Annotated in this window: 22 protein-coding genes and 1 other RNA gene; 14 read left to right on the top strand and 9 right to left on the bottom strand. The window is 70.2% G+C overall.

Going from position 1 to position 19,711, the window contains the following annotated elements; translation table 11 throughout:
* Positions 1 to 127: 127 nt before the first annotated feature.
* The 3 genes from OG792_RS24945 to fxsT all read left to right on the top strand — a co-directional run bounded on the left by OG792_RS24945 (position 128) and on the right by fxsT (position 4,516).
* Positions 128 to 409: a DUF3311 domain-containing protein gene (locus OG792_RS24945; protein WP_329102816.1), complete on the top strand. Its 282-nt coding sequence runs from the start codon at positions 128 to 130 to the stop codon at positions 407 to 409.
* Positions 410 to 415: 6 nt separating this feature from the next.
* Positions 416 to 2,107, top strand: a complete 1,692-nt coding sequence (mctP, locus tag OG792_RS24940; RefSeq protein ID WP_329102814.1) for a monocarboxylate uptake permease MctP — start codon at positions 416 to 418, stop codon at positions 2,105 to 2,107.
* Positions 2,108 to 2,209: 102 nt separating this feature from the next.
* On the top strand, positions 2,210 to 4,516 hold the full coding sequence (gene fxsT / locus OG792_RS24935) for an FxSxx-COOH system tetratricopeptide repeat protein (RefSeq protein WP_329102812.1): 2,307 nt from the start codon (positions 2,210 to 2,212) through the stop codon (positions 4,514 to 4,516).
* A gap of 28 nt (positions 4,517 to 4,544) precedes the next feature.
* Here the strand turns inward: fxsT and OG792_RS24930 are convergent, their stop codons facing one another.
* On the bottom strand, positions 4,545 to 4,919 hold the full coding sequence (locus OG792_RS24930) for a VOC family protein (RefSeq protein WP_329102811.1): 375 nt from the start codon (positions 4,917 to 4,919) through the stop codon (positions 4,545 to 4,547).
* Positions 4,920 to 4,997: 78 nt separating this feature from the next.
* Between OG792_RS24930 and OG792_RS24925 the strand changes: the two genes are divergently transcribed.
* Complete coding sequence (locus OG792_RS24925; protein WP_329102810.1) at positions 4,998 to 5,747, top strand: winged helix-turn-helix transcriptional regulator; 750 nt, start codon at positions 4,998 to 5,000, stop codon at positions 5,745 to 5,747.
* On the opposite strand, the gene OG792_RS24920 is transcribed toward OG792_RS24925, so the two are convergent.
* A complete protein-coding gene (locus OG792_RS24920) occupies positions 5,679 to 6,425 on the bottom strand; it encodes a sulfite exporter TauE/SafE family protein (RefSeq protein ID WP_329102808.1) in 747 nt (248 codons plus the stop codon). The two genes, OG792_RS24925 and OG792_RS24920, sit on opposite strands and share 69 nt — an antisense overlap.
* 92 nt (positions 6,426 to 6,517) lie before the next feature.
* Between OG792_RS24920 and rnpB the strand changes: the two genes are divergently transcribed.
* The 3 genes from rnpB (at position 6,518) to OG792_RS24905 (ending at position 9,791) form a co-directional block, all read left to right on the top strand.
* An RNA gene (gene rnpB / locus OG792_RS24915) (RNase P RNA component class A) lies at positions 6,518 to 6,957 on the top strand.
* A 307-nt stretch (positions 6,958 to 7,264) separates the two neighbouring features.
* A complete protein-coding gene (locus OG792_RS24910; RefSeq protein ID WP_329102807.1) occupies positions 7,265 to 8,761 on the top strand; it encodes an Eco57I restriction-modification methylase domain-containing protein in 1,497 nt (498 codons plus the stop codon).
* Positions 8,762 to 8,783: 22 nt separating this feature from the next.
* Complete coding sequence (locus tag OG792_RS24905) at positions 8,784 to 9,791, top strand: BsuBI/PstI family type II restriction endonuclease (RefSeq protein WP_329102805.1); 1,008 nt, start codon at positions 8,784 to 8,786, stop codon at positions 9,789 to 9,791.
* 87 nt (positions 9,792 to 9,878) lie between these two features.
* Here OG792_RS24905 and OG792_RS24900 read toward each other — a convergent pair whose 3' ends face one another.
* Positions 9,879 to 10,274, bottom strand: coding sequence for a PPOX class F420-dependent oxidoreductase (locus tag OG792_RS24900; RefSeq protein WP_329102803.1), 396 nt, complete (start codon positions 10,272 to 10,274; stop codon positions 9,879 to 9,881).
* 350 nt (positions 10,275 to 10,624) lie between these two features.
* Here OG792_RS24900 and OG792_RS24895 point away from each other — a divergent pair, with 350 nt between their 5' ends.
* Genes OG792_RS24895 through OG792_RS24885 form a run of 3 tightly spaced genes read left to right on the top strand, consistent with a single transcriptional unit; the run spans position 10,625 to position 12,464 of the window.
* Positions 10,625 to 11,332 (top strand): hypothetical protein, encoded by a 708-nt coding sequence (locus OG792_RS24895; protein WP_329102801.1) that lies wholly within the window; start codon positions 10,625 to 10,627, stop codon positions 11,330 to 11,332.
* Complete coding sequence (locus tag OG792_RS24890) at positions 11,329 to 11,778, top strand: phage holin family protein (protein ID WP_329102800.1); 450 nt, start codon at positions 11,329 to 11,331, stop codon at positions 11,776 to 11,778. Before OG792_RS24895 ends, OG792_RS24890 begins: the two co-directional genes overlap by 4 nt.
* A gap of 5 nt (positions 11,779 to 11,783) precedes the next feature.
* Positions 11,784 to 12,464, top strand: a complete 681-nt coding sequence (locus OG792_RS24885) for a DUF3618 domain-containing protein (protein ID WP_329111417.1) — start codon at positions 11,784 to 11,786, stop codon at positions 12,462 to 12,464.
* Positions 12,465 to 12,481: 17 nt separating this feature from the next.
* Here the strand turns inward: OG792_RS24885 and OG792_RS24880 are convergent, their stop codons facing one another.
* Positions 12,482 to 13,141, bottom strand: a complete 660-nt coding sequence (locus tag OG792_RS24880) for a DUF6766 family protein (protein WP_329102799.1) — start codon at positions 13,139 to 13,141, stop codon at positions 12,482 to 12,484.
* Between the two features lie 101 nt (positions 13,142 to 13,242).
* Positions 13,243 to 13,677 (bottom strand): DUF6789 family protein, encoded by a 435-nt coding sequence (locus tag OG792_RS24875; RefSeq protein WP_329102798.1) that lies wholly within the window; start codon positions 13,675 to 13,677, stop codon positions 13,243 to 13,245.
* Positions 13,678 to 13,820: 143 nt separating this feature from the next.
* Between OG792_RS24875 and OG792_RS24870 the strand changes: the two genes are divergently transcribed.
* Positions 13,821 to 14,159: a CDGSH iron-sulfur domain-containing protein gene (locus OG792_RS24870; RefSeq protein WP_329102796.1), complete on the top strand. Its 339-nt coding sequence runs from the start codon at positions 13,821 to 13,823 to the stop codon at positions 14,157 to 14,159.
* Here OG792_RS24870 and OG792_RS24865 read toward each other — a convergent pair.
* The 4 genes from OG792_RS24865 to OG792_RS24850 form a co-directional block, all read right to left on the bottom strand.
* Positions 14,142 to 15,257, bottom strand: a complete 1,116-nt coding sequence (locus tag OG792_RS24865; RefSeq protein WP_329102793.1) for a glycosyltransferase — start codon at positions 15,255 to 15,257, stop codon at positions 14,142 to 14,144. The genes OG792_RS24870 and OG792_RS24865 overlap by 18 nt on opposite strands.
* Positions 15,206 to 16,231, bottom strand: a complete 1,026-nt coding sequence (locus OG792_RS24860) for an iron-containing redox enzyme family protein (RefSeq protein ID WP_329102792.1) — start codon at positions 16,229 to 16,231, stop codon at positions 15,206 to 15,208. Before OG792_RS24860 ends, OG792_RS24865 begins: the two co-directional genes overlap by 52 nt.
* Before the next feature lie 115 nt (positions 16,232 to 16,346).
* Complete coding sequence (locus OG792_RS24855) at positions 16,347 to 16,565, bottom strand: hypothetical protein (RefSeq protein WP_329102790.1); 219 nt, start codon at positions 16,563 to 16,565, stop codon at positions 16,347 to 16,349.
* A 35-nt stretch (positions 16,566 to 16,600) separates the two neighbouring features.
* On the bottom strand, positions 16,601 to 16,762 hold the full coding sequence (locus OG792_RS24850; protein WP_329102788.1) for a hypothetical protein: 162 nt from the start codon (positions 16,760 to 16,762) through the stop codon (positions 16,601 to 16,603).
* Positions 16,763 to 17,040: 278 nt separating this feature from the next.
* Between OG792_RS24850 and OG792_RS24845 the strand changes: the two genes are divergently transcribed.
* The 3 genes from OG792_RS24845 (at position 17,041) to OG792_RS24835 (ending at position 19,661) form a co-directional block, all read left to right on the top strand.
* A complete protein-coding gene (locus OG792_RS24845) occupies positions 17,041 to 17,244 on the top strand; it encodes a hypothetical protein (protein WP_329102786.1) in 204 nt (67 codons plus the stop codon).
* 87 nt (positions 17,245 to 17,331) lie between these two features.
* Positions 17,332 to 18,126 carry a histone gene (locus tag OG792_RS24840; RefSeq protein WP_329102784.1) on the top strand — a complete coding sequence of 265 codons (795 nt, stop codon included), beginning with the start codon at positions 17,332 to 17,334 and terminating at the stop codon, positions 18,124 to 18,126.
* Positions 18,127 to 18,182: 56 nt separating this feature from the next.
* Positions 18,183 to 19,661: an RNB domain-containing ribonuclease gene (locus OG792_RS24835; RefSeq protein ID WP_329102782.1), complete on the top strand. Its 1,479-nt coding sequence runs from the start codon at positions 18,183 to 18,185 to the stop codon at positions 19,659 to 19,661.
* Positions 19,662 to 19,711: the final 50 nt, after the last annotated feature.

Raw genomic sequence — 19,711 nt, 5'->3', positions numbered from 1 at the left:
CGTATCGGCCGTTCGGCGCAGCATGCTCACCGTTCGGCGCACCACCGCCGCTATCGGTACGTGACGGCAGTCACAGCCTCGATAACCTCCGCCCGCGTACGGATGACGACGCTGGTGGAGGTGTGCGATGAGCGAACCAGAATCGGCCAACCCCGGTACGGCGGACCCACCGGATCCGGTCGGCGCCCCCGACCCGGTGCCGGTGGTGGAGTCGAAGGCCGGCGACCGCAGCCCGTGGAACTGGCTGCTCTTCCTGCCGATCGTGGTGCCGCTGGCCACGCCACTGTTCAACCAGGACTCACCCAGGCTGTTCGGCTTCCCCGTCTTCTACTGGCTGCAACTGGCCTTCATCCTGCTCGGCGTCACCACCACGACGGTGGTCTACCAGCTCACGAAGCGGCGGGGGTGAGCGCACGTGTGGCGTGACCATCTGACTGAGATCATCATCTTCAGCGCGCTGTTCCTACTGGTCAGCGGCATGGGCTTCGTCGCCGCCCGGTGGCGGGCACCGAAGGACATGGCCCACCTGGACGAGTGGGGGCTGGGCGGGCGCAGCTTCGGCGGCTGGATCACCTGGTTCCTGGTCGGCGGGGACCTCTACACCGCGTACACCTTCGTCGCCGTACCGGCACTGCTGTTCGGAGCGGGTGCGGCCGGTTTCTTCGCGGTGCCGTACACGATCATCGTCTATCCGTTGATCTTCCTGGTGGTGGTCCGGCTCTGGTCGGTGTCGCACCGGCACGGCTTCGTCACCCCGGCCGACTTCGTCCGCACCCGGTTCGGGTCACCACTGCTCGCCCTGCTGATCGCGATCACCGGCATCGTCGCCACCATGCCCTACATCGCGCTGCAACTCGTCGGCATCGAGGCGGTGCTCAAGACGATGGGCGTGACCGGGGAGAGCACCGTCGCCCGGCACCTGCCGATCATCGTCGCCTTCGCCATCCTCGCCGCCTACACCTACCAGTCCGGACTGCGCGCACCGGCACTGATCGCCTTCGTCAAGGACATCCTGATCTACATAGTGATCCTGGTGGCGATCGTCTATTTGCCGTACAGGTTGGGGGGTTGGGGGGAGATCTTCGACGCCGCGGACGCCAAGTTCGACGCGAGCGCCGCGCCGGGTGACGGCGTGCTGCTCAACCCCAACAACCAGATCCAGTACGTCACCCTCGCGCTCGGCTCCGCGCTCGCGCTGTTCCTCTACCCGCACAGCATCACCGGCATCCTGGCCAGCAGAAACCGGGACGTGATCAAGCGGAACATGTCCGCGCTGCCCGCCTACAGCCTGCTGCTCGGGCTGATCGCGCTGCTCGGCTACATGGCCATCGCGGCCGGGGTGAAGCCGCTGCCCGGCGCCACCGAGGGCAGCGTCGACAACAACACCGTCGTCCCGCTGCTGTTCGAGTCTCAGTTCCCGAGCTGGTTCGCCGGCATCGCGTTCGCCGCGATCGGCATCGGCGCCCTGGTCCCGGCCGCCATCATGTCGATCGCCGCGGCGAACCTGTTCACCCGCAACATCTACAAGGAGTACCTGAAGCGGGACGCCTCCCCGGCCCAGGAGGCGAACGTCTCGAAGATCGCCTCCCTGGTGGTGAAGGTCGGCGCGGTCGCCTGCATCGTCTTCCTCGATCCGCAGTTCTCGATCGACCTGCAACTCATCGGCGGCGTGATCATCCTCCAGACGCTGCCGGCGGTGGCGCTCGGCCTCTACACCCGCTGGTTCCACCGGGGTGCCCTGATCGCCGGCTGGGCCGCCGGCATGGGGCTGGGCATGTGGATGCTCTACCAGATCCCGAACGCCGCCGGCACCCGTGCCCACTTCGGCGGCTCCAACTTCGCGCTGGAGAAGTTCGGCCTCGACACCCCGAAGACCATCTACGTCGGACTGGTCGCCGTAGCGGCCAACCTCCTGGTCGCCGCCCTGCTCACCGTAGCCCTGCGCGCTCTGCACATCACCGAGGGCCCCGACGGCACCACCCGAGACGACTACTTCGCCGACGAACACACCCCCCGCAAACCCTTCCCCACCCAACGCCCCACCCCCACCCCACCCTCCGTTGATCATGAAGTTAGCGACACGGATCGGGCCGGAAAACGTCGCTAACTTCATGATCGACGACGGGATGGTGGGGTTGGCAGGGGTGGGGGAGGGGTGGGAGGGTTTGGCGTCGATGGTCGGTCGAGCGAGCGAGGAAGTGGCCACAGCATGCCCACCGGTGCGCCCGAGCCGGAACCGTCGGCGTCGTTCCTGGTCGACGCGGCCGCCGCGCAGGGGTTGCAGGTCAACCAGGGTGGCTTCGGCAACCAGCAGAACACCTTCTACCTGAGGCCCCGCCCGCCGGTGTCCTGGCCGCAACGGGTGGGAGCCGTGCCCACACTGGCGTCGGCGTACCAGGAACGGGCGGGGTTACGGGCCAGGATCGAGGCCGGGCTCGCCGGTACGTCCGCGACCGTGCTGACCCAGGTCCTGGCCGGTGGCGGTGGGGTCGGCAAGTCACAGCTCGCCGCCTCCTACGCCGCCGAGGCGCTGCGTACCGGTGTCGAACTGGTGGTCTGGGTCAATGCCACCGGGACCGACTCGGTGGTGGCCGCGTACGCCCAGACCGCCGCGCGGATCCAGGCGCCGGGTGCCGACGGCTCCGATCCGCAGGCGGACGCGCGGGCGCTGCTGGACTGGCTGGCCACCACCGAGCGAACCTGGCTGGTCGTGCTCGACGACATCACCGAGCCCGAGCGGATCGGCCGGTGGTGGCCGGTGAGCCACACCGGTGCCGGCCGGGTGCTGGCCACCACCCGCCGCCGCGAGGCGGTGCTCTCCGACGGCGGCCGTACGGTGATCGAGGTGGACGTCTACGACGAGACCGAGTCGAACGCGTACCTCACCGAGCGGTTCCGGACCGCCGGGGCGCCGCAACTGCTCGACGCCGGAGCCGCCCCGCTCGCCGAGGCGCTGGGGCACCTGCCGCTGGCGCTGTCCCACGCGGCCGCGTACATGATCAACGAGTCGGTGGGCTGTGCGGCGTACCTCGGGCTGTTCGGCGACCGACGGTCGCACCTCGACGCGGTGATGCCCGCGAACACCGACCCCAGCGGCTGGAACCGCTCGATCGCCGCCACCCTGCTCGTCGCGCTCGACGCCGCCCAGGACTGCGCACCGGTCGGCCTGGCGCTGCCCGCCCTCCGCCTGGCCGCCGTGCTCGACCCGGCCGGGCACCCCGACACCCTGTGGACCGACCCGGACGTCAGCGCCTACCTGAACCGCTATGACCTGCTCGGTTCGGGCGGGGTGACCGTCGCCCAGGCACGCGCGGCCATGCGACTGCTGCACCGCTACGGGCTGACCAGCCACGACCCGCAAGCCGGCCCCCGGGCGGTACGCATCCACGCGCTCACCGCGCGGGCCGCCCGCGAAACCACCCCACCGGCCGAGTTGGACGCCGCCATGCAGGCCGCCGCGGACGCGCTGCTGACCGCCTGGCCCGACTCGGACACCCACCCACAGCAGGCCGACCTGGTGGCGGCGCTCCGGTCCAACACGGACATCCTCATCCACCACCGGGTCGGCGTCCTGTGGCAGCCCAACACGCACCTGCTGCTGCTCCGGGCCGGCGGAAGCCTGCTGGACGCCGGCCTGCACCACGCCGCCGCCGGCTACTGGCAACACCTGGCCGACGTGCTCGGACAGCTCCTCGGCGACCGGCACCCGAATACGCTCACCGCCCGGATCCACCTCGCCGACGCACACCGACAGGCCGGACGTACGGACGAGGCGATCGTGCTCCAGGAGCGGGTGGTCGCCGAGCGGGAACGGATCTTCGGTGATCGGCACCCGCACACGCTGACCGCGCGGGCCGACCTCGCCCTGTCCTACTGGCAGGCCGGACGTCTCGCCGAGGCGATCGTCATCGAGGAACGGATGGTCGAGGACACCGCGCGGGTACTCGGCCCCGGACACCCGAACGCCCTCACCGCGCGGACCAACCTCGCCGTGTCCTACCGCCACACCGGACGTGTCGCCGAGGCGATCACCATGATCGAGTCGGTGATCGGGGACCTCCGGCGGGTCCACGGTGACCAGCACCCGAGTACGCTCGGCGCGCTGGCCAACCTCGCCACCTGCTACCGCGAGGTCGGGCGGGTCGCCGAGGCGATCGTGATCCACGAGCGGGTGCTGGCCGACAGCGAGCAGGTGCTCGGTGACGGGCACCCGGACACGGTCACCGCGCGGATGAACCTCGCCGCCTCGTACCGGCAGGCCGGGCGTACGGCCGAGGCGACCACCATCGTGGAACGGGTCGCCGTCGAGTGTCACCGGGTCTTCGGCGACCGGCACCCGAACACCCTGTCCGCGCGGGCGAACCTCGCCATCGCCTACCACGAGACCGGGCGGGTCGCCGAGGGGCTGACCATGCTGGAGCGGGTCGTCGCCGACAGCACAAAGATCTTCGGTGACCGGGACCGGCGTACGGTCGACGCGGCGAGCCTGCTGCGCTCGTGGACCTCGGGCGGCTGACGGGCCTGTCCGGTCGGGGTCCGGCGGCTTATGCCGGGCCGGCGACGCCGATCAGGTGTCCCTCCGGGTCGGTGAAGTGGCCGACCACGAGGCTCCCACCGGGCACCCGGTCGGGACCCATCGTGCGGGTGCCGCCGAGACTTTCGGCGCGCTGGAGCGCGGCTTCCACATCGGGTACGCCGACGTAGAAGACGACGTGGCCGGCGTAGCCGCTGCCGCCACCGACCCCGCCCGGAATCCCCGTCGGGCTGGCCTCGACGAACCCGTAGTTACCCGGCTCGGAGACGGCCGGCGAGACCGGCCCGCCGGTGTCGAACTCCCACCCGAACAGGCCTCCGTAGTAGGCGCGAAGCCGCTCCGGGTCGGTGCCGATGATCTCGAAATGCACGACTGGCTGTCCCATGGCGGTCACCGTAACGATGGTGGTTGCGAAAAACAACCATCGCGTTGTAGTTTCGCAGCACGAACCGAGGGGGTGGCCGTGCCGACGAACCGCAGCTACGCGGACGCCTGCACGATTGCCCGCGCCCTCGACGTGGTCGGGGAACGATGGGCCCTGCTCGTCGTACGCGAACTGCTGCTCGGGCCGCAGCGCTTCTCCGACCTGCGCCGGAGCCTGTCCGGAGCAAGCTCGAACCTGGTGACCGACCGGCTCCGCGAACTCGCCGCCCGCGGTGTCATTCGCCGCCGGCAACTGCCACCACCGGCCGGCTCCCAGGTGTACGAGCTGACCGAGTGGGGGCGGGGGCTGGAACCGATCGTGCTCGCGCTGGGCAACTGGGGCGGTCGGATCCCGCTCCCGCCCGAGCCGACCACACTCAGCGCCACCTCGGTCCTGATCTTTCTGCGCTGCGTCGCCACCCTCGACCCCGAGGCGCCCACCACCACCTACCGTCTCGAACTCGACGGCCCCGTGTGGACCCTCCGCACGATCGCCGGCCAGGTACGGATCGAGCCCGGCGAACCCGCCCGGCCGGACGCCTCGCTCCGCACCGACCCCCGTACGCTCAACGCCCTGCTTGCGGACCCGAACGGGCTGGATGCTTCCGTCGTGGACGGGACCGCCGTGGTCGACGGGGACCTGTCGGCCCTGCGCCGGCTGCTACGGTCGGCCACCGGGTCAGGTCAAGCGGCTGCCGGGTCAGATCAAGCGACTGCCGAGTCAGATCAGGAGCAGGCCGATGGCCGTACCGAAGGCCACGATCACGCCCTTGAGCACGGCGGGCGGTAACCGGCGGGCGAGCCGGGCGCCGAAGTAACCGCCGACCAGGGTGGCCGGCGCGATGATCGCGACCGCGGCCCAGTCGACCGGCCCGAACGCGGAGAAGATGGCGACCGTGGCCAGCCCGACAACCGCCGAGATCACGTTCTTGAGGGCGCTGACCCGGGCCAGGGTCTCGTCCAACACCAGGGCGAGGCCGGCCACCAGCATCACGCCGAGGGCGGCACCGAAGTAGCCCCCGTACACCGAACCGAGCGCGACCATGCCCTGGAGCGTGAGCGTACGGCGGCGCGGGCCGAGGTCCGCCGGATGCCCGACCAGCCGGCGCAGCCGATCCTGGAACGCCAGTACGGCCGTCGCGCCGAGCACCAGAATCGGAACGATCACCTCGAACGCGCCCTCGGGCGTGTTCAGCAGCAGCGCACCCCCGGCGACGGCGCCCAGCGCGGCGGTCGGAACCAACGGCACCAACCGCCGGTACGCGGGCAGATCGTCCCTGCTGCCGGCGACCGCCGCCAGGTAACCCGGACAAACCGACACGGAGTTGGTCACGTTAGCCTGGATCGGCGGCATACCGATCGCGATCAGCGCCGGGAACGTGATCAGCGACCCGCCACCGGCAACCGCGTTGATGGTGCCCGCGGCGAGCCCAGCGGCGAGCAGCAGGCCCGCGTCGAGGAAATCCATCGCTGCCGAGCGTAACGATCGTGCGGGTACGGACCGCCTCACTCCCGGCGGCTCTGTGACACGGTCGACAAGTAGACTTGCCGGGCGACGGACGAGTTGACCGGGCGGTCGCGTCGACGGGGTCGAACCCGTCACCGAGGAACGTCCGGACTCCACAGGGCAGGGCGGTTGTTAACGGCAACCCGGGGCGACCCGCGGGACAGTGCCACAGAAAACAAACCGCCGGGCAGGTCTACCGAGCTGGCTAAGCTCGTCGGATCACGCCCGGTAAGGGTGAAACGGTGGGGTAAGAGCCCACCAGCACCCCGGGTGACCGGGGTGGCTAGGTAAACCCCGCCCGGAGCAAGGCCAAGACAGGGCCATCACCGCGAGGTGACGGCCCGCGCAGACGCTTGAGGGCTGCCCGCCCGATGTCTGCGGGTAGGCCGCTGGAGCCTGCCGGCAACGGCAGGCCGAGATGGATGGCCGCCGCCGGTGGTACCGGCAACGGTGCCGCCGGGCACAGAATCCGGCGTACAGGTCGACTCGTCCGTCGCCCACCTGGTCGGGCTATTCGCCAGGGCGGTGGCCTGGCGTTTCGTCCGTCGTTGCTGGTCGTCGGTAGCTAACATTGGTCAGCGCCTGACGGCCCGCCGACGGTCCAGACACGACCCGGGTTCCGACCCTACGGGGTACGGCTCACCAACGGGTGCGGCCGAGTGCTAGCGCGCGTCGACGAGTGCAGCTCATTGGCCGTTCGTTGCCCTCTGGGCGTGGTCGCGGTGTCCGGCCTGAGACACGCGTAACCTCGACTCCTGGCCGGACCGTTCCTTGTCAGTACGAATTGGCAGACTGAGCGCATGACAACCACGCCCGACGACCTCATCGCGCGCGCAGAGCAACGTCGGCTCACCTGCGGCGCGCAGCTCACTGACGCGACGCGCACAAAGCTCGGGCAGTTCTTCACGCCGGCGCCGGCCGCTAATCTGATCGTCAGCCTCGCCGATATCCCTGCAAGGGAGAGCATCCGCACCCTCGACGCGGGCGCTGGCACCGGGTCGCTCACCGCAGCGCTGGTCGCCCGCGCTGCCCGCGAAGCACCCGACGTGAAGCTGCACTTGACGACGTTCGAAGTCGACGCCAACGTCAACGCCGACCTGACTGCCACGCTCGCCGACTGCGCCGACGCGCACCCGGTCACCACCGACCAGCGCACCGACGACTTCCTTGCCTGGGCAGCCGAACAGCTGCGGACGGACGCCGACCCGCAGTTCGATCTGGCGATCTTGAATCCGCCATACCGCAGGATCCGCGCCGACAGCCCCGAGCGCGCCATCCTGGACCCCGTAGGCGTCCAGACGACGAACCTCTACGCGGCGTTTGTCCTGCTCGCGCTGCGGCTGCTCGCACCCGGCGGTCAGCTCATCGCCATCACGCCGCGCAGCTTCGCGAACGGGGTGTACTTCCGCAAGTTCCGACAGGAACTACTGGGCAAGGCCGCGTTGTGTAATCTGCACGTCTTCGACAAGCGCAACATCGTGTTCGCCGACAGCGAGGTACTCCAGGAGAACGTGATCTTCCGTGCGGTCGTTGGCGACAAGCCGAGCACTGTGCGGATCTCGACGAGCCACGGGTACACCGACGAGCCGGTCTCGCACGACGTGCCATACCGGCAGGTGGTTAGGCCGAGCGACCCCCAATCATTCATCCACATCACACCGGATGGCGCAGGGCTGAAGCTGGCCGAACGGATGGTTGAGCTACCCGCGTCGCTCGCCGATCTCGGGCTGAAGGTCAGCACCGGGCGCGTCGTGGACTTCCGCACCCGAGAGAACCTGCGGGCCGAGCATGGCACCGACACGGTGCCGCTGTTGTATCCGGGGCACCTGAGCGCTGGGCGCATCAGCTGGCCGATGCCGACGGGCCGCAAGCCGAACGCACTGGCCGACAACGCCGGTACGACATCACTACTGCTCCCATCCGGGGTATATGTGCTGGTGAAGCGGTTTAGCGCAAAGGAGGAGCCGAGGCGCGTCAGCGCGGCGCTACTCCTGCCGAGTGACGTCCCGGGTGCGCGTGTGGCGATCGAGAACCACCTGAACGTCTTCCACGCCGACAACGCTGGAATGGATCCCGAGGTCGCAGCCGGTCTGACGGCGTTCCTGAACAGTACGCCGGTCGACCAGTTCGTCCGTCTGTTCAGCGGTCACACCCAGATCAATGCGGGCGACCTGCGCAGTCTCGGGTATCCGTCATTGGATCAGCTGCGCCAGATCGGATCGGAGGTTGGGAAGTCGGTCAACGTTGGCTGTGTGGATGCAGTAGTGCAGGATGTGGTGCCAGACCTATACCCATGACCTTGGAGCACCCCCTTTGTCTGTGGAAGATGAGCAGAATGCCCGTGTTCGAGAGGCGCAAAGCGCGTTGAAGCAGCTGGGGCTACCTACGCCCCAGCAGAACGTCCGCACAGCTCTTGTACTTCTGAGCATGCTTGGCTTGGACGCCGAAGGGCCGTGGATAGCAGCACGGCAGCAGACGCTCGGTATCACCGAGAGCATGAACTGGATGGCAACGCACTACCCCTGGGTGAAGAAGGGGCGGAAGGATCCAGTTCGATATGCCCCAAACAGCCGGGAGAGCGTCCGCAAGAACAGTGTGCACCAGCTCACGGCTGCGGGAATCCTTGAGGCTAACAGCGACGCGCCGGACCGAGCGGTGAACAGCGGCGTCTATTCGTACCGGCCGACAGAGATCGCGCTTGCTGCGCTTCGGACTTTCGGCACGCCGGATTGGCCTGCCGCTCGGGCCCGGTTCGAGCAGGAGCTTGGGTCGCTTCGGACCAGGTGGGCCGCCGAGCGGGAGAGGCATCGGGTGCCGGTGCGGCTGCCGGACGAGTCTAAGGTGATGCTCAGCGCTGGCAAGCACAGCGCCTTGATCGCGGCCGTAGTAGAGGATTTCGCGGCCTACTACACGCCCGGTGCGAAGGTCGTGTACCTCGGCGACACGGGTGCGAAGTGGGTCGTGAACGAAGAGGCGTACCTCGCGGACCTCGGCATCAAGGTCGACCCGCACGGCAAGATGCCCGACGTCCTCCTACATGACGTCAACCGAGACTGGTTGGTGTGCGTGGAGGCCTACCAGTCGGTTGGGCCGATGGACGCGAAGCGGGTTGATGAGCTGCGGAACCTGTTCGCTGGGTGCCGTCCCGGGTTGGTGTTCGTGACTGCCTTCCCGGATAAGCCGACCTTCCGGACTGCTGCCGTCGACATCGCCTGGGAGACCGATGTGTGGATCCGGGATGCGCCAACGCACTTGGTGCACTTCAACGGCGAACGGTTTCTCGGTCCGTACGACGAAATACCGTTGGAGGAAGAGGAGTTCGACTAAAGTCGTGAACGACACTCGCGTCTCTGGAAGGCATGAGGCGCGGGCTGGGCCGATGGCCTGACGGCGTACGGTCGGGGGCAGTTCTCGTCAGACGGAGAAGACGACAACCTTCAGCGGCGTGATCCGGACGACCACCCGGAGTACGTCGTCCGGCTCCGGCGGCGGGTCTTCGCCGAGGTACTTCTGCGAGACCGTACGCGGCAACGCCTTGTCCGGGTCCTCGGTCAGCTCGACCGTGCCGCGGATCTCGACCGTCCGGTACGGGTTGGCCGTGTCGAAGACCGTCAGGCTGATTCGTGGGTCACGGGTGAGATTGCGCGCCTTCTGCCGCCCGGCCGTGGTGGAGAACAACACCGTGTCCCCCTCGCGGGCGACCCAGACCACCGAGGTCTGCGGTCCACCGTCCGGGTTCAGCGTGGCCACGGTGGCGAAGTTCCGCCCGTCGAGCAGCTCTCGTACATCCTCGTTGAACTCCACCGGCACGGCTTCACCCTCCAGTTTGGTCGGCTACCACGTCTTCGGTAGCAACCCGACCATCGACCGACCCCTTCCCGGACTCCGTACCTTCCTGCTATTCGGGACACCGGGCGGACCATGGCCAGGTCGCCTTCGGGCCCGAACACCCCGACTTCTACGCCCTGCTCTACGGCGACGTCGTACCCCGACGCGGCGAGCTGGCGACAACGGCCACGTGACGGGGCCGCCGACAGCGGCGAGACGACTGGGCTGTGAACGACGTCAACGGACCTGGCATAACCACGGCACAGGTGGGTAGCCGTCATCGACTCGGCGGATCCGTCGAGCCGGTGACGGCACACTGTTGGGGGTCGGTCATGGCGCAGAACGCGGGCGACGGTCGGGGGTCGAAGGCGCAGGCGGCCAAGCAGGGTGCCGCGCAGACCGGCCAGCAGGTTTCACAGGCGAGCGGACAATTGGCGCACAGCGCCATGGACCAGAGCCGGGACGTGGCCAACGAGGCCAGCCGGCAGGCGCGCGAGCTGATGGGGCAGGCGTCGAACCAGCTCAGGCAGCAGGCCGGTGAGCAGCAGCACCGGGCCGCCGCGAGCCTGCGGGCGCTCGCCGACGAACTCCAGACGATGTCCGAGCGGACCGACCAGCCGGGCGTCGCCACCGATCTCGTACGGCATGCGGCCGACCGGGCCCACCAGGCCGCGCAGTGGCTCGACCAGCGGGAACCGGGCACGGTGGTGAACGAGGTACGCGACTACGCCCGGCGCAATCCCGGCATGTTCCTGGCCGGTGCGGCGGTTGCCGGAGTGCTCGCCGGTCGGCTGGGGCGCAGCATGAAGGCGATGCAGGGCGGCGGCGGCATGCCCGAGCACGGTGACGGACATCGCGGTGATGGACATCGCGGTGACGGACATGGTCAGGGCCAGCCCGGTGCCATGCCCCCGTTCCGGCCGACCGAGTCGACCGCGCCCGGCGCGTCGTACATCGACAGCGGCAGCGGGAACGTCGACGAGGAGGCGGACCCCGGCGTACCGGCCGCAGACTCGCGACCCGGTGGAGCACGGCTGTGAGCAGCGCGGCCGGCGGCCCGAGAGCCGCTCAGGAGCGGGAACGTGATCCGGGGAAGGCGTCGATCGGCGACCTGCTCGGGGCGATCACCCGGGACACCTCGACGCTGGTCCGCCAGGAGATCGAGCTGGCGAAGGCGGAGGCGCGCACGGAGGTACGCAACGCCGCCAAGGTAGCGGGCATGTTCGGCGGCGCCGCTCTCGGCGGGTTCATGGTGCTGCTGTTCCTGTCGTACGCGATGTGGTGGGGTCTGTCGAACCTCATCGACCAGGGCTGGTCCGCGCTGATCGTGGCGGCGGTCTGGGCGGTGATCGCGGCCGTCCTGGTCGGCACCGCCCGGCAGCGGATGCGCGGCCTCAAGGCCCTGCCGCAGACCCAGGGGACGGTCCGGCGGATACCGGAAGCGGTCAAGAGCCAGGGAGACCATCGAACGGGGGGACACCAGTGAGCAGCATGGATCCGGATCAGATCCGAGCCAACATCGAGGACACCCAGGACGACCTGGGACGCAACGTGAACGCCCTCGGCGACAAGGTGAACCCGCGCTATCAGGCCCGGCAGCAGGTCGACCGGGCCCGGGGCACCTGGCAGAAGGTGAAGGAGAACGTTATGGGTACGGCCTCGCACGCGCGCGACGCGTCCATGCACGCCATCGACACCTCGGAGTCCCGACTCTCGGCGGCATCCTCCAACGCGAGTGGCCGGGCGCAGGACATGAGCCACGCGACCAGTGCCAGGATGCAGGATATGGGCCACACGGCCAGCGACCGGATGCACGGAATGGGACAGAACGCCCAGCAGCAGACGCAGGGGCACCCGCTCGCCGCCGGCCTGGTCGCCTTCGGGCTCGGCGTCCTCGCCTCGGCGCTGATCCCGCCGAGCGAGCCGGAGCGCCGGATGGCCGGCCAACTGCGCGACAAGGCGTCCGAGCACTCCGGCGACCTCAGGCAGCAGGCTACCGGCATGGCCCGGCAGGCCCAGGACAACCTGCGCGGGCCGGCGCAGCAGGCCGCCGAGTCGGTGAAGTCGAAGGCCGGCCAGAACGCCGGGAATCTGCGTGACCAGGCCCAGTCGACCGGGCAGAACCTGCGCGGGCAGGCCCAGCAGACGGCGCAGGACGTACGGCAGCGCTGAGTGACCCCGGCGGCCGGCTAGTTGCCGGTTGTCGCGTGCGGGGCGGTCACCGGTTTCGACTCCGGTGACCCGTGCTGCCGCAGGAAGATGCTGAGTACGACCAGCACCCCGACGGCGAGGAACTCGCTCTGCCAGTTCTGCATCGACTGGAACCAGAAGTCACTGGTCTGCGCGAACTGCCACGCCCCGACCGGCGCCGCGCCGCTGCTCAACGCCTGCTGCTCGTTGTACTCGGCGGTGCCGCCGAGCAGGTGCCCGACGAACGAGCCGGCGAAGAGCAGCAGCAGGGCGATGGAGAGGCTGTTGCGGTAGACCACCAGCGCCGCCCCGCGTACGTGCACCGGCCACGGGGAGTCGGGCTTGGCGTGGTCGGCGTAGTCGTCCGGTCGGTCGGAGTTCTGCTCGGGCTTCGACTCCGACGAGCCGCGCTGCACCAGGTACGCGGTGAGCAGCACATAACCGCCCATCTGGAGGAACTCCGACTCCCAGTTCTCGAACACCGCCTCGGCGAAGTGACCCGTACCGAGATAGGCGAGGTAGCCCTCGGGGGCGAGACCGTACTGGATGAGCTCCTCGTTGCGGGTCTGCCACCCGAAGACGCTTTGCAGGACGAGAAAGAGCAGGAAGGCCCCGAACATCGTCACCGAGAGCGCGTTGCTCCGTAGCCAGCGTTTCATCTCCGGCTCCCTTCACCGAACGACGACCCTCCTTCCCAGCCGGGTCGAGGAGGAAACGCGCAGCTCAGCGTGTTGCCGGTGAGTCGTATGGAGAAATAGGGTCAGTCGGCGTTCGGCCAGGGGGAGGAACCGACCACCACGCCGTAGAGGGTGTGGTCGACCAGGAGCGCCGCCATCTCGCCGAGCCGCTGCGGCTTCCGGTCGATGCCGAGCTTCGGCGCGGCGAGCGTCTCGAAGGCGGCCCAGAAGACAAAACCGTACGCCGGCCCGACCCATCCCCGTCGACGTACCGGCCGGGGGAGCAGGCCGAAGAACGCACCGCCGACCGCACCGACGCCCCAGTGGATGAACTCGACCACGGCCGGTCGCCGGTTCACCGGTATCCGGGAGAACAGCGCGGGCGCGGCGTGCTTGAGCAACTCCTCCGGCGGGGTCTGCTCGACCAGTCCGAGCGAGGTGGTGGCCTGCCGTACGCCGGACATCGCCATCGCGGCGATCGCACCGCGGGCCGCCGCCCGCGCCATGGTGTCCGCCACCTGCCGAGCTTGCCGCCTGGCGTCCACCGGGCCCCCTCTCGTGGGCACCGTCCGGTCCCGGCCGGAGCTACCCGTCCACCGCCCGCCGAAACCCGCCCGTGCGTCGGCGGTTTCGTGCGGCGGGCACCGGGCAGGCAGGCGGCATGCCGGACGATGCGACGATCACCGGGCGGGCAGGCGCCACGCCGGACGAACGGACCGACCACGCCGCCAGTGTCACCGTCTACGAGGACGGTCCGCTGCTGGTCCGGGGCGAGTTCATCCTGCGTACGGCGTTGGGCGGGACGGTCGACCTCGGCCGGGACACGATCGCGCTCTGCCGGTGCGGCAAGTCCTCGATCAAGCCGTTCTGCGACGGCACACACAAGGCGATCGGCTTCCGGGCCGGCGCCGACCCCGATCCGAGGCCGGGTGCCGAAGCAGAGCCCGGTGCGAGAGAAGGACTCACCGGAGCGGACGACGACTCAGCGGGCGGCCCGTAACCACCGCTGGCTGTGCGCGGCGGTCCGGATCCGGCGGCCCGCGTACGGGATGCCGCCCCGACCGAAGCGCAGGCCCAGCGCCGCCCAACTGCACACCGCCCGCTCCAGCACCCAGAGCGGGGCAAGCAGCGACGCGCGGACTGGGAAGACCGCCCGACCGCCGGACCTGCGCCGACCGAGTTCGGCCAACACCACCACGCCCGCCAGCATGCCCGCCATCGCCACCGGCAACATCCGCCGGTCGAGCCGGGCCAGCGCGACCGCCGTCGGCAGCACGGCCAGGAACAGTGCCATCCGGGGCGGCATCGCGAGGTCGTCGTACGCCTGGCGTACCCGTTGGGACCAGAATTGGCGCGCGGTCGGCGGCAGGCGGCGGACGTAAAGCCCCGGCGGGCACGCCTCGACACCACCGAAGGCGCGTACGGTCCGGAGCAGTTCGAGGTTCTCGAACAGCACATCCCCGTCGTAGCCGCCCATCGCCAGCATCGTCGACCGGCGCAGCCCGAAGGTGCCCGGATAGTCGTCGCCGACCGCGCGGTTGAGCAGCATACGGCCGGTGTCCCAGCAGGCGTGCCAGGGCAGCGGGTCGAAGTAGTTCTGCGGGCGTACCAGGTCGGCGGCGGCGAGCAGTCGGAACACCTCGCGCAGAGCGGCGTCGTCGTAGCGGACGTCGTCGTCGGCGACCACCATTCGCTCGTGCCGGGCCAGCCGGATCCCGGTCAGCACACCGTTGACCTTGCCGTTGCGGTAGCGCAGCGCCGGGTCCGGGGCGAGGTGCCGGACCAGGGCGGACCAGCGGTCGGTGTGCCGGTCGAACAGCTCCGGCGGCGAGCCGTCGACCACGGTCACCGCCACCCGCCCGGACAACCAGCGCAGGTAGTCGGTCAGCTCCGCGCAGCCGTCGTCGTCGGACCAGCGCAGCGGCAGCACGTACTCCACCGACAGCCGGACGGCGACGGCGGAACCGGCTGCGGGACCGACGACGGCACCTGCGATCGGCCAGGCGGCGGGACCGACGATCGGGCGGGCGCTGGGCCGGGCGGTGGTCAATGGCCGGCCGCCAGCGGCAGCCGCAGCGACGATCGGCCGGCCGCCCAAGAGCCCAGCGTGTGCTCGGCGACGAGCCGGTCGAGGGCGAGGCAACAGGCGGCACCGAACAGTACGTCACCCGCCCGCGCCGGTTCGTCGAGCGCGAACGACCCGCACAGGTCGTACGCGGCGATCTGCTCGTGCACCGCGTCGGCCTCGACGTGCTCGTCGTAGAAGCGGGTGGCCTCGGGTGTGCCGCCGAGCCGGCGCAGCGTGTCGCCGTAGCGGCGGTTCGGCAGCGAGGAGGTCATCTCGAACGCGGCGAGATGACCGAGCAGCGCGCCCCGCCAGCGCCGGTGCAGACCGAACAGGGAGATGAGGTTGTTCGTGGCCAGCGTCACCGCCGGCACCGAGTCGACGTACGCGCCGTAGCCGGTGTCCAGCCCGAGCCAGTCCATCGTGTCGCGGAACAGTTCGGCGTGCATCCTGGGCAGCTGGCCGCGGCCGTACTCGTCCATCTGGATCTCGACCAGGGCGGCCTTGGCCGGCCCACCGAGCCGGGGGATACCCCAGGTGTGCGGATCCGCCTCCCTCAGGTGATAGACCGAGCGCTGGGTGACGAACTCGCGGAACCGGGCCAGGTCCGCCTCCCGGTGCAGTGCGGCGGCGAGCGACGGGCCGTCGTCGGCCGCCACCAGCGAGGTCAGTGCCTCGGGTACGGCAACCGGCTCGACCACCGGCAGCGGTCCCACCGTACGGTGCAACGCCGCCTCGAACCGGCGTTCCGCCGCCGCCCGTACGGCGAGCAGCGACGGGTCCCACTCCCACCGCTCGTCCACGCCGTCGAAGCCCCGGTAGTGCAGCTCGTAACAGACGTGGAGGAACAGGTGCAGGTCCTCGTCCCGGATCGGATCGGTGCCGTCTGCCGTACCGTCGGCCTCGGGCCACCAGTGGTCGGCGTCGTCCGGCAGTCCGTCCGGGATGCCGGACAGCGCCTCGACCAGCAGTGCCGAGGCCGGGCCCCGGGCCGTCGGCAGTCTCACCGGCTTCCGCCCCGACCGGACACCCGACCCCCTACGGCAACGGCCCGCCACGGCGGGAAAACCCGATGGTTCCCGTCGTCGATCCGGTCAAACCCGGATCGGCCGGGTCCGGTGCTCAGTCGACCGGGCGGCGCACGGTGTAGACGCGGAGGTTGCCGTAGGTGGTGGCGGTGACCAGGTCCCAACCCTCGGTCGACCAGGCGGTGAGCAGGGCGACCGGATGGATCCCACCGAGCTGGTGCGTCTGCCCGTTCGAGTCGACCCACTCCCGTACGACCGCCGGGCCGTGAAGCGCGCACTGGGCGACAATTTCGGCGTACTCGTAGCGAGACATCCTCCGATGATCTGACCGGGTGACGACCTCGGCCATCAGCCGACCAGCCGACCCGCACCGCCGCCGCCGATCGGTCCGTCCGGGTCCACGTCGGCTTCGAGCCAGTCCTCCGACTCGCGGTGCCGCCCCAGGCCGACCGCCGTGAACTCGTCCTCGTCCTCGTGCTCGCCGCGACGGGCCAGGGCGGTAACCACCACAGCCCGGTCCGGACGGGACGTCGGGCGGCGCGGGCCGGTGGGAGCGGCTGCGGGCGTACCGGTGGTGGATATTTTTTTCCGGGCCCGGATCGGTCGCGGACGCGCGCCTCGGGAAGCGGACATCGCGCGATTGCCTTTAATGGCAAGCATTTCCCGGATAGCGGCCGAGTCCGCGGATTCCCCACCTGCGGAAACGGAAGTTATCTACTGTGGAGAAGACTCCGACTTTTTGTGCGAAAAGGTAGCGCTCCAGTTACTTTGCGGTGCACAGTTATCACATGAGCGACAGCGGAAGTGGTGAGCGGTACTTCTGGTGCCTTCGACACCACCGGATCGAGACGGATGCCGACGTGTGTGCGGCGCGCTACGTCCTCGGTCCGTACGCCTCGGCCCACGACGCGGAGCACGCGCTGGAGAAGGTCCGGCAACGCAACGAGGAGTGGGACGCCGAGGATGCCCGTTGGGCCGGGGAGGAGAGGTAGCGGCGCGGCGCAGAGCCCGCGTCGTCGAAGTACTCCGCGGTCTCCACCAGGAGACCCCCGAGAGCATGTCCCGCAAGGAGGACCCAGATGGCCGAAGCAGTAAAGGCCACCAGCCGCCCGGCTGCCAAACGTACCGGCGCGAAGACCACGTCGGCCCGTAGCACCACCGGCGCGAGCAAGACCACGGCCGCACGCAAGACGACCGGCGCGACCACGAAGACGTCGCCGGCCCGAGCGACCGGGACCCGCACCGCGGCCACCCGGGCGACCGCGACCCGGCCCGCGACGGCCAAGAAGGCACCGGCCAAGAAGGCGCCGGCGAAGAAGGCCACGGCAACGGCGACGACGGCGAAGAAGACCGTGGCGTCGAAGGCCGCGACCGTCCGGAAGAAGGCGACCACGGCAGCGACCCGGGCCGCCGGTGCGGTGAAGAAGACCGCGGCCAAGAAAGCACCCGCGAAGCGGGCCACGCCGGCCAAGTCCACGCCGGCCAAGTCGACCACTACCCGGTCGACGGCGGCGAAGTCCGCGGTGAAGAAGACCGTGGGAGCGAATTCCACGGCGAAGAAGGCACCGGCGAAGAAGGCCACCGCCACCCGGTCGACCGCACCGGGCACCCGCGCCACCGCCAAGAAGGCACCGGCCAAGAAGGCCACCACCGCGAAGTCGACCACCTCGCGCGCGGCCACCGGCGCCCGCAAGACCACCGTGGGCGCGGCCAAGAAGGCCCCGGCCAAGGCGACGGGCACGCGTACGGCGACCGCCACGCGTACGCCCGCGAAGAAGATCACCGCGCGCAAGGCGCCGGCCAAGAAGGTCGCCGCGCGGCAGGCGCCGGCGAAGAAGTCGACCCGGGCGACCGTACGCAAGGCGGCCGGCTGACAAACCGGTGCCGGGCGCTCCGGCATGTCCTCGCGTCGCGCTGATAAGAATGACCCGTGGTGATCAGACGCGTAGTGGCGCCCCGCATCGACTTCAGCGCGTTGCGCCGCGAACTGGAACTGCCCACGCGGTTCCCGGTCGCGGCGCAACGCGAGGCCGACGAGGCGGCGGCCGCCCCACCGGGGCCCGCCGCCGACCGGACCGACATCCCGTTCGTCACCATCGACCCGGCCAGCTCACGCGACCTGGACCAGGCGATGTGCCTGACCCGACGCACCGGCGGCGGCTACCGGGTGCACTATGCGATCGCCGACGTGGCCGCCCACGTCCGCCCCGGCGGTGACCTGGAGGCCGAGACCTGGCGCCGCGGGCAGACCATCTACCTGCCCGACGGCAACATCCCGCTGCACCCGTCGACGCTCAGCGAGGGCGCGGCGAGCCTGCTGCCCGACGTCGAACGGGCGGCGGTCGTCTGGACCATCGACCTGGCCGCCGACGGTGAGACCGTCGCGGTCGGGTTGGAACGCGCGCGGGTCCGCAGCCGCGCCAAGCTCGACTACCTCGGTGTGCAGGCCGACGCGGACGCCGGTCGGCTGGCCGAACCCATCGCCCTGCTGCCCGAACTCGGCAAGCTGCTGATCGCCCGTGGGCTGGACCGGGGTGCGATCAACCTGCCGCTGCCGGAGCAGGACGTCGAGCCCGACGACGACGGCTGGCGGCTGGTGCTCCGGGCACCCGCGCCGATGGAGGACTACAACGCCCAGATCTCCCTGCTGACCGGGATGGCCGCCGCCGACCTGATGCTCGCCGGCGGGATCGGGCTGCTGCGTACGATGCCGACCCCGAAACCGGAGGCGGTGGCGCGACTGCGTACGGCCGCGGGCGGGCTCGACATCGACTGGCCGGACGGCGCGAGCGTCGGACAGGTGCTCACCACCATCGACCCGGCGCAGCCGAGAGCCGCCGCGTTCCTCGACCACGCCGCCGAGCTGATGCGCGGCGCCGGTTACACCGCGTTCGACGGGGAACCGCCGGCCGATCCCCGCCACGGTGCCGTCGGCGCGGCGTACGCGCACGTGACCGCGCCACTGCGCCGGCTCGCCGACCGCTACGCCACCGAGGTGTGCCTGGCCCTGCACGCCGGTACGCCGGTGCCCGAGTGGGCCCGTACGGCGCTGCCGAAGCTGCCCTCGGTGATGGCCGGCACGGACAGGGTCGCCTCGGCCGCGACCCGTGCCGCGGTCGACCTGACCGAGGCGGTGCTGCTCGCACACCGGGTCGGCGAGAGCTTCGAGGCGGCGGTGCTCGACGTCGACCGCCCCCCGACGGCTCCGGTGGCCGCCGACGCTCCCGTGCCGGCACCCGCGAGCCGGCAGTCGGGCCGGTCGGCGCGGCGGGCGGGCGGGACCGTCGCGGTCGACGAGCCGCCGGTACGGGCCCGCTGCGAGGGCGACCTGCCGCTCGGCGAGCGGGTACGGGTCCGCCTGGTCACCGCCGACCCGGTGGCCCGCAAGGTCCTCTTCGCCCTCGACTGACCGGGCCGCCGGTACACACCGCCGACCATGTCGGGCGGTCGATGCGGGCC

Origin of the sequence: Micromonospora sp. NBC_01699 (assembly GCF_036250065.1) — a bacterium.
In the GTDB taxonomy this organism is placed as follows: domain Bacteria; phylum Actinomycetota; class Actinomycetes; order Mycobacteriales; family Micromonosporaceae; genus Micromonospora_G.
This window is presented reverse-complemented; position numbering and strand designations above follow the sequence as displayed.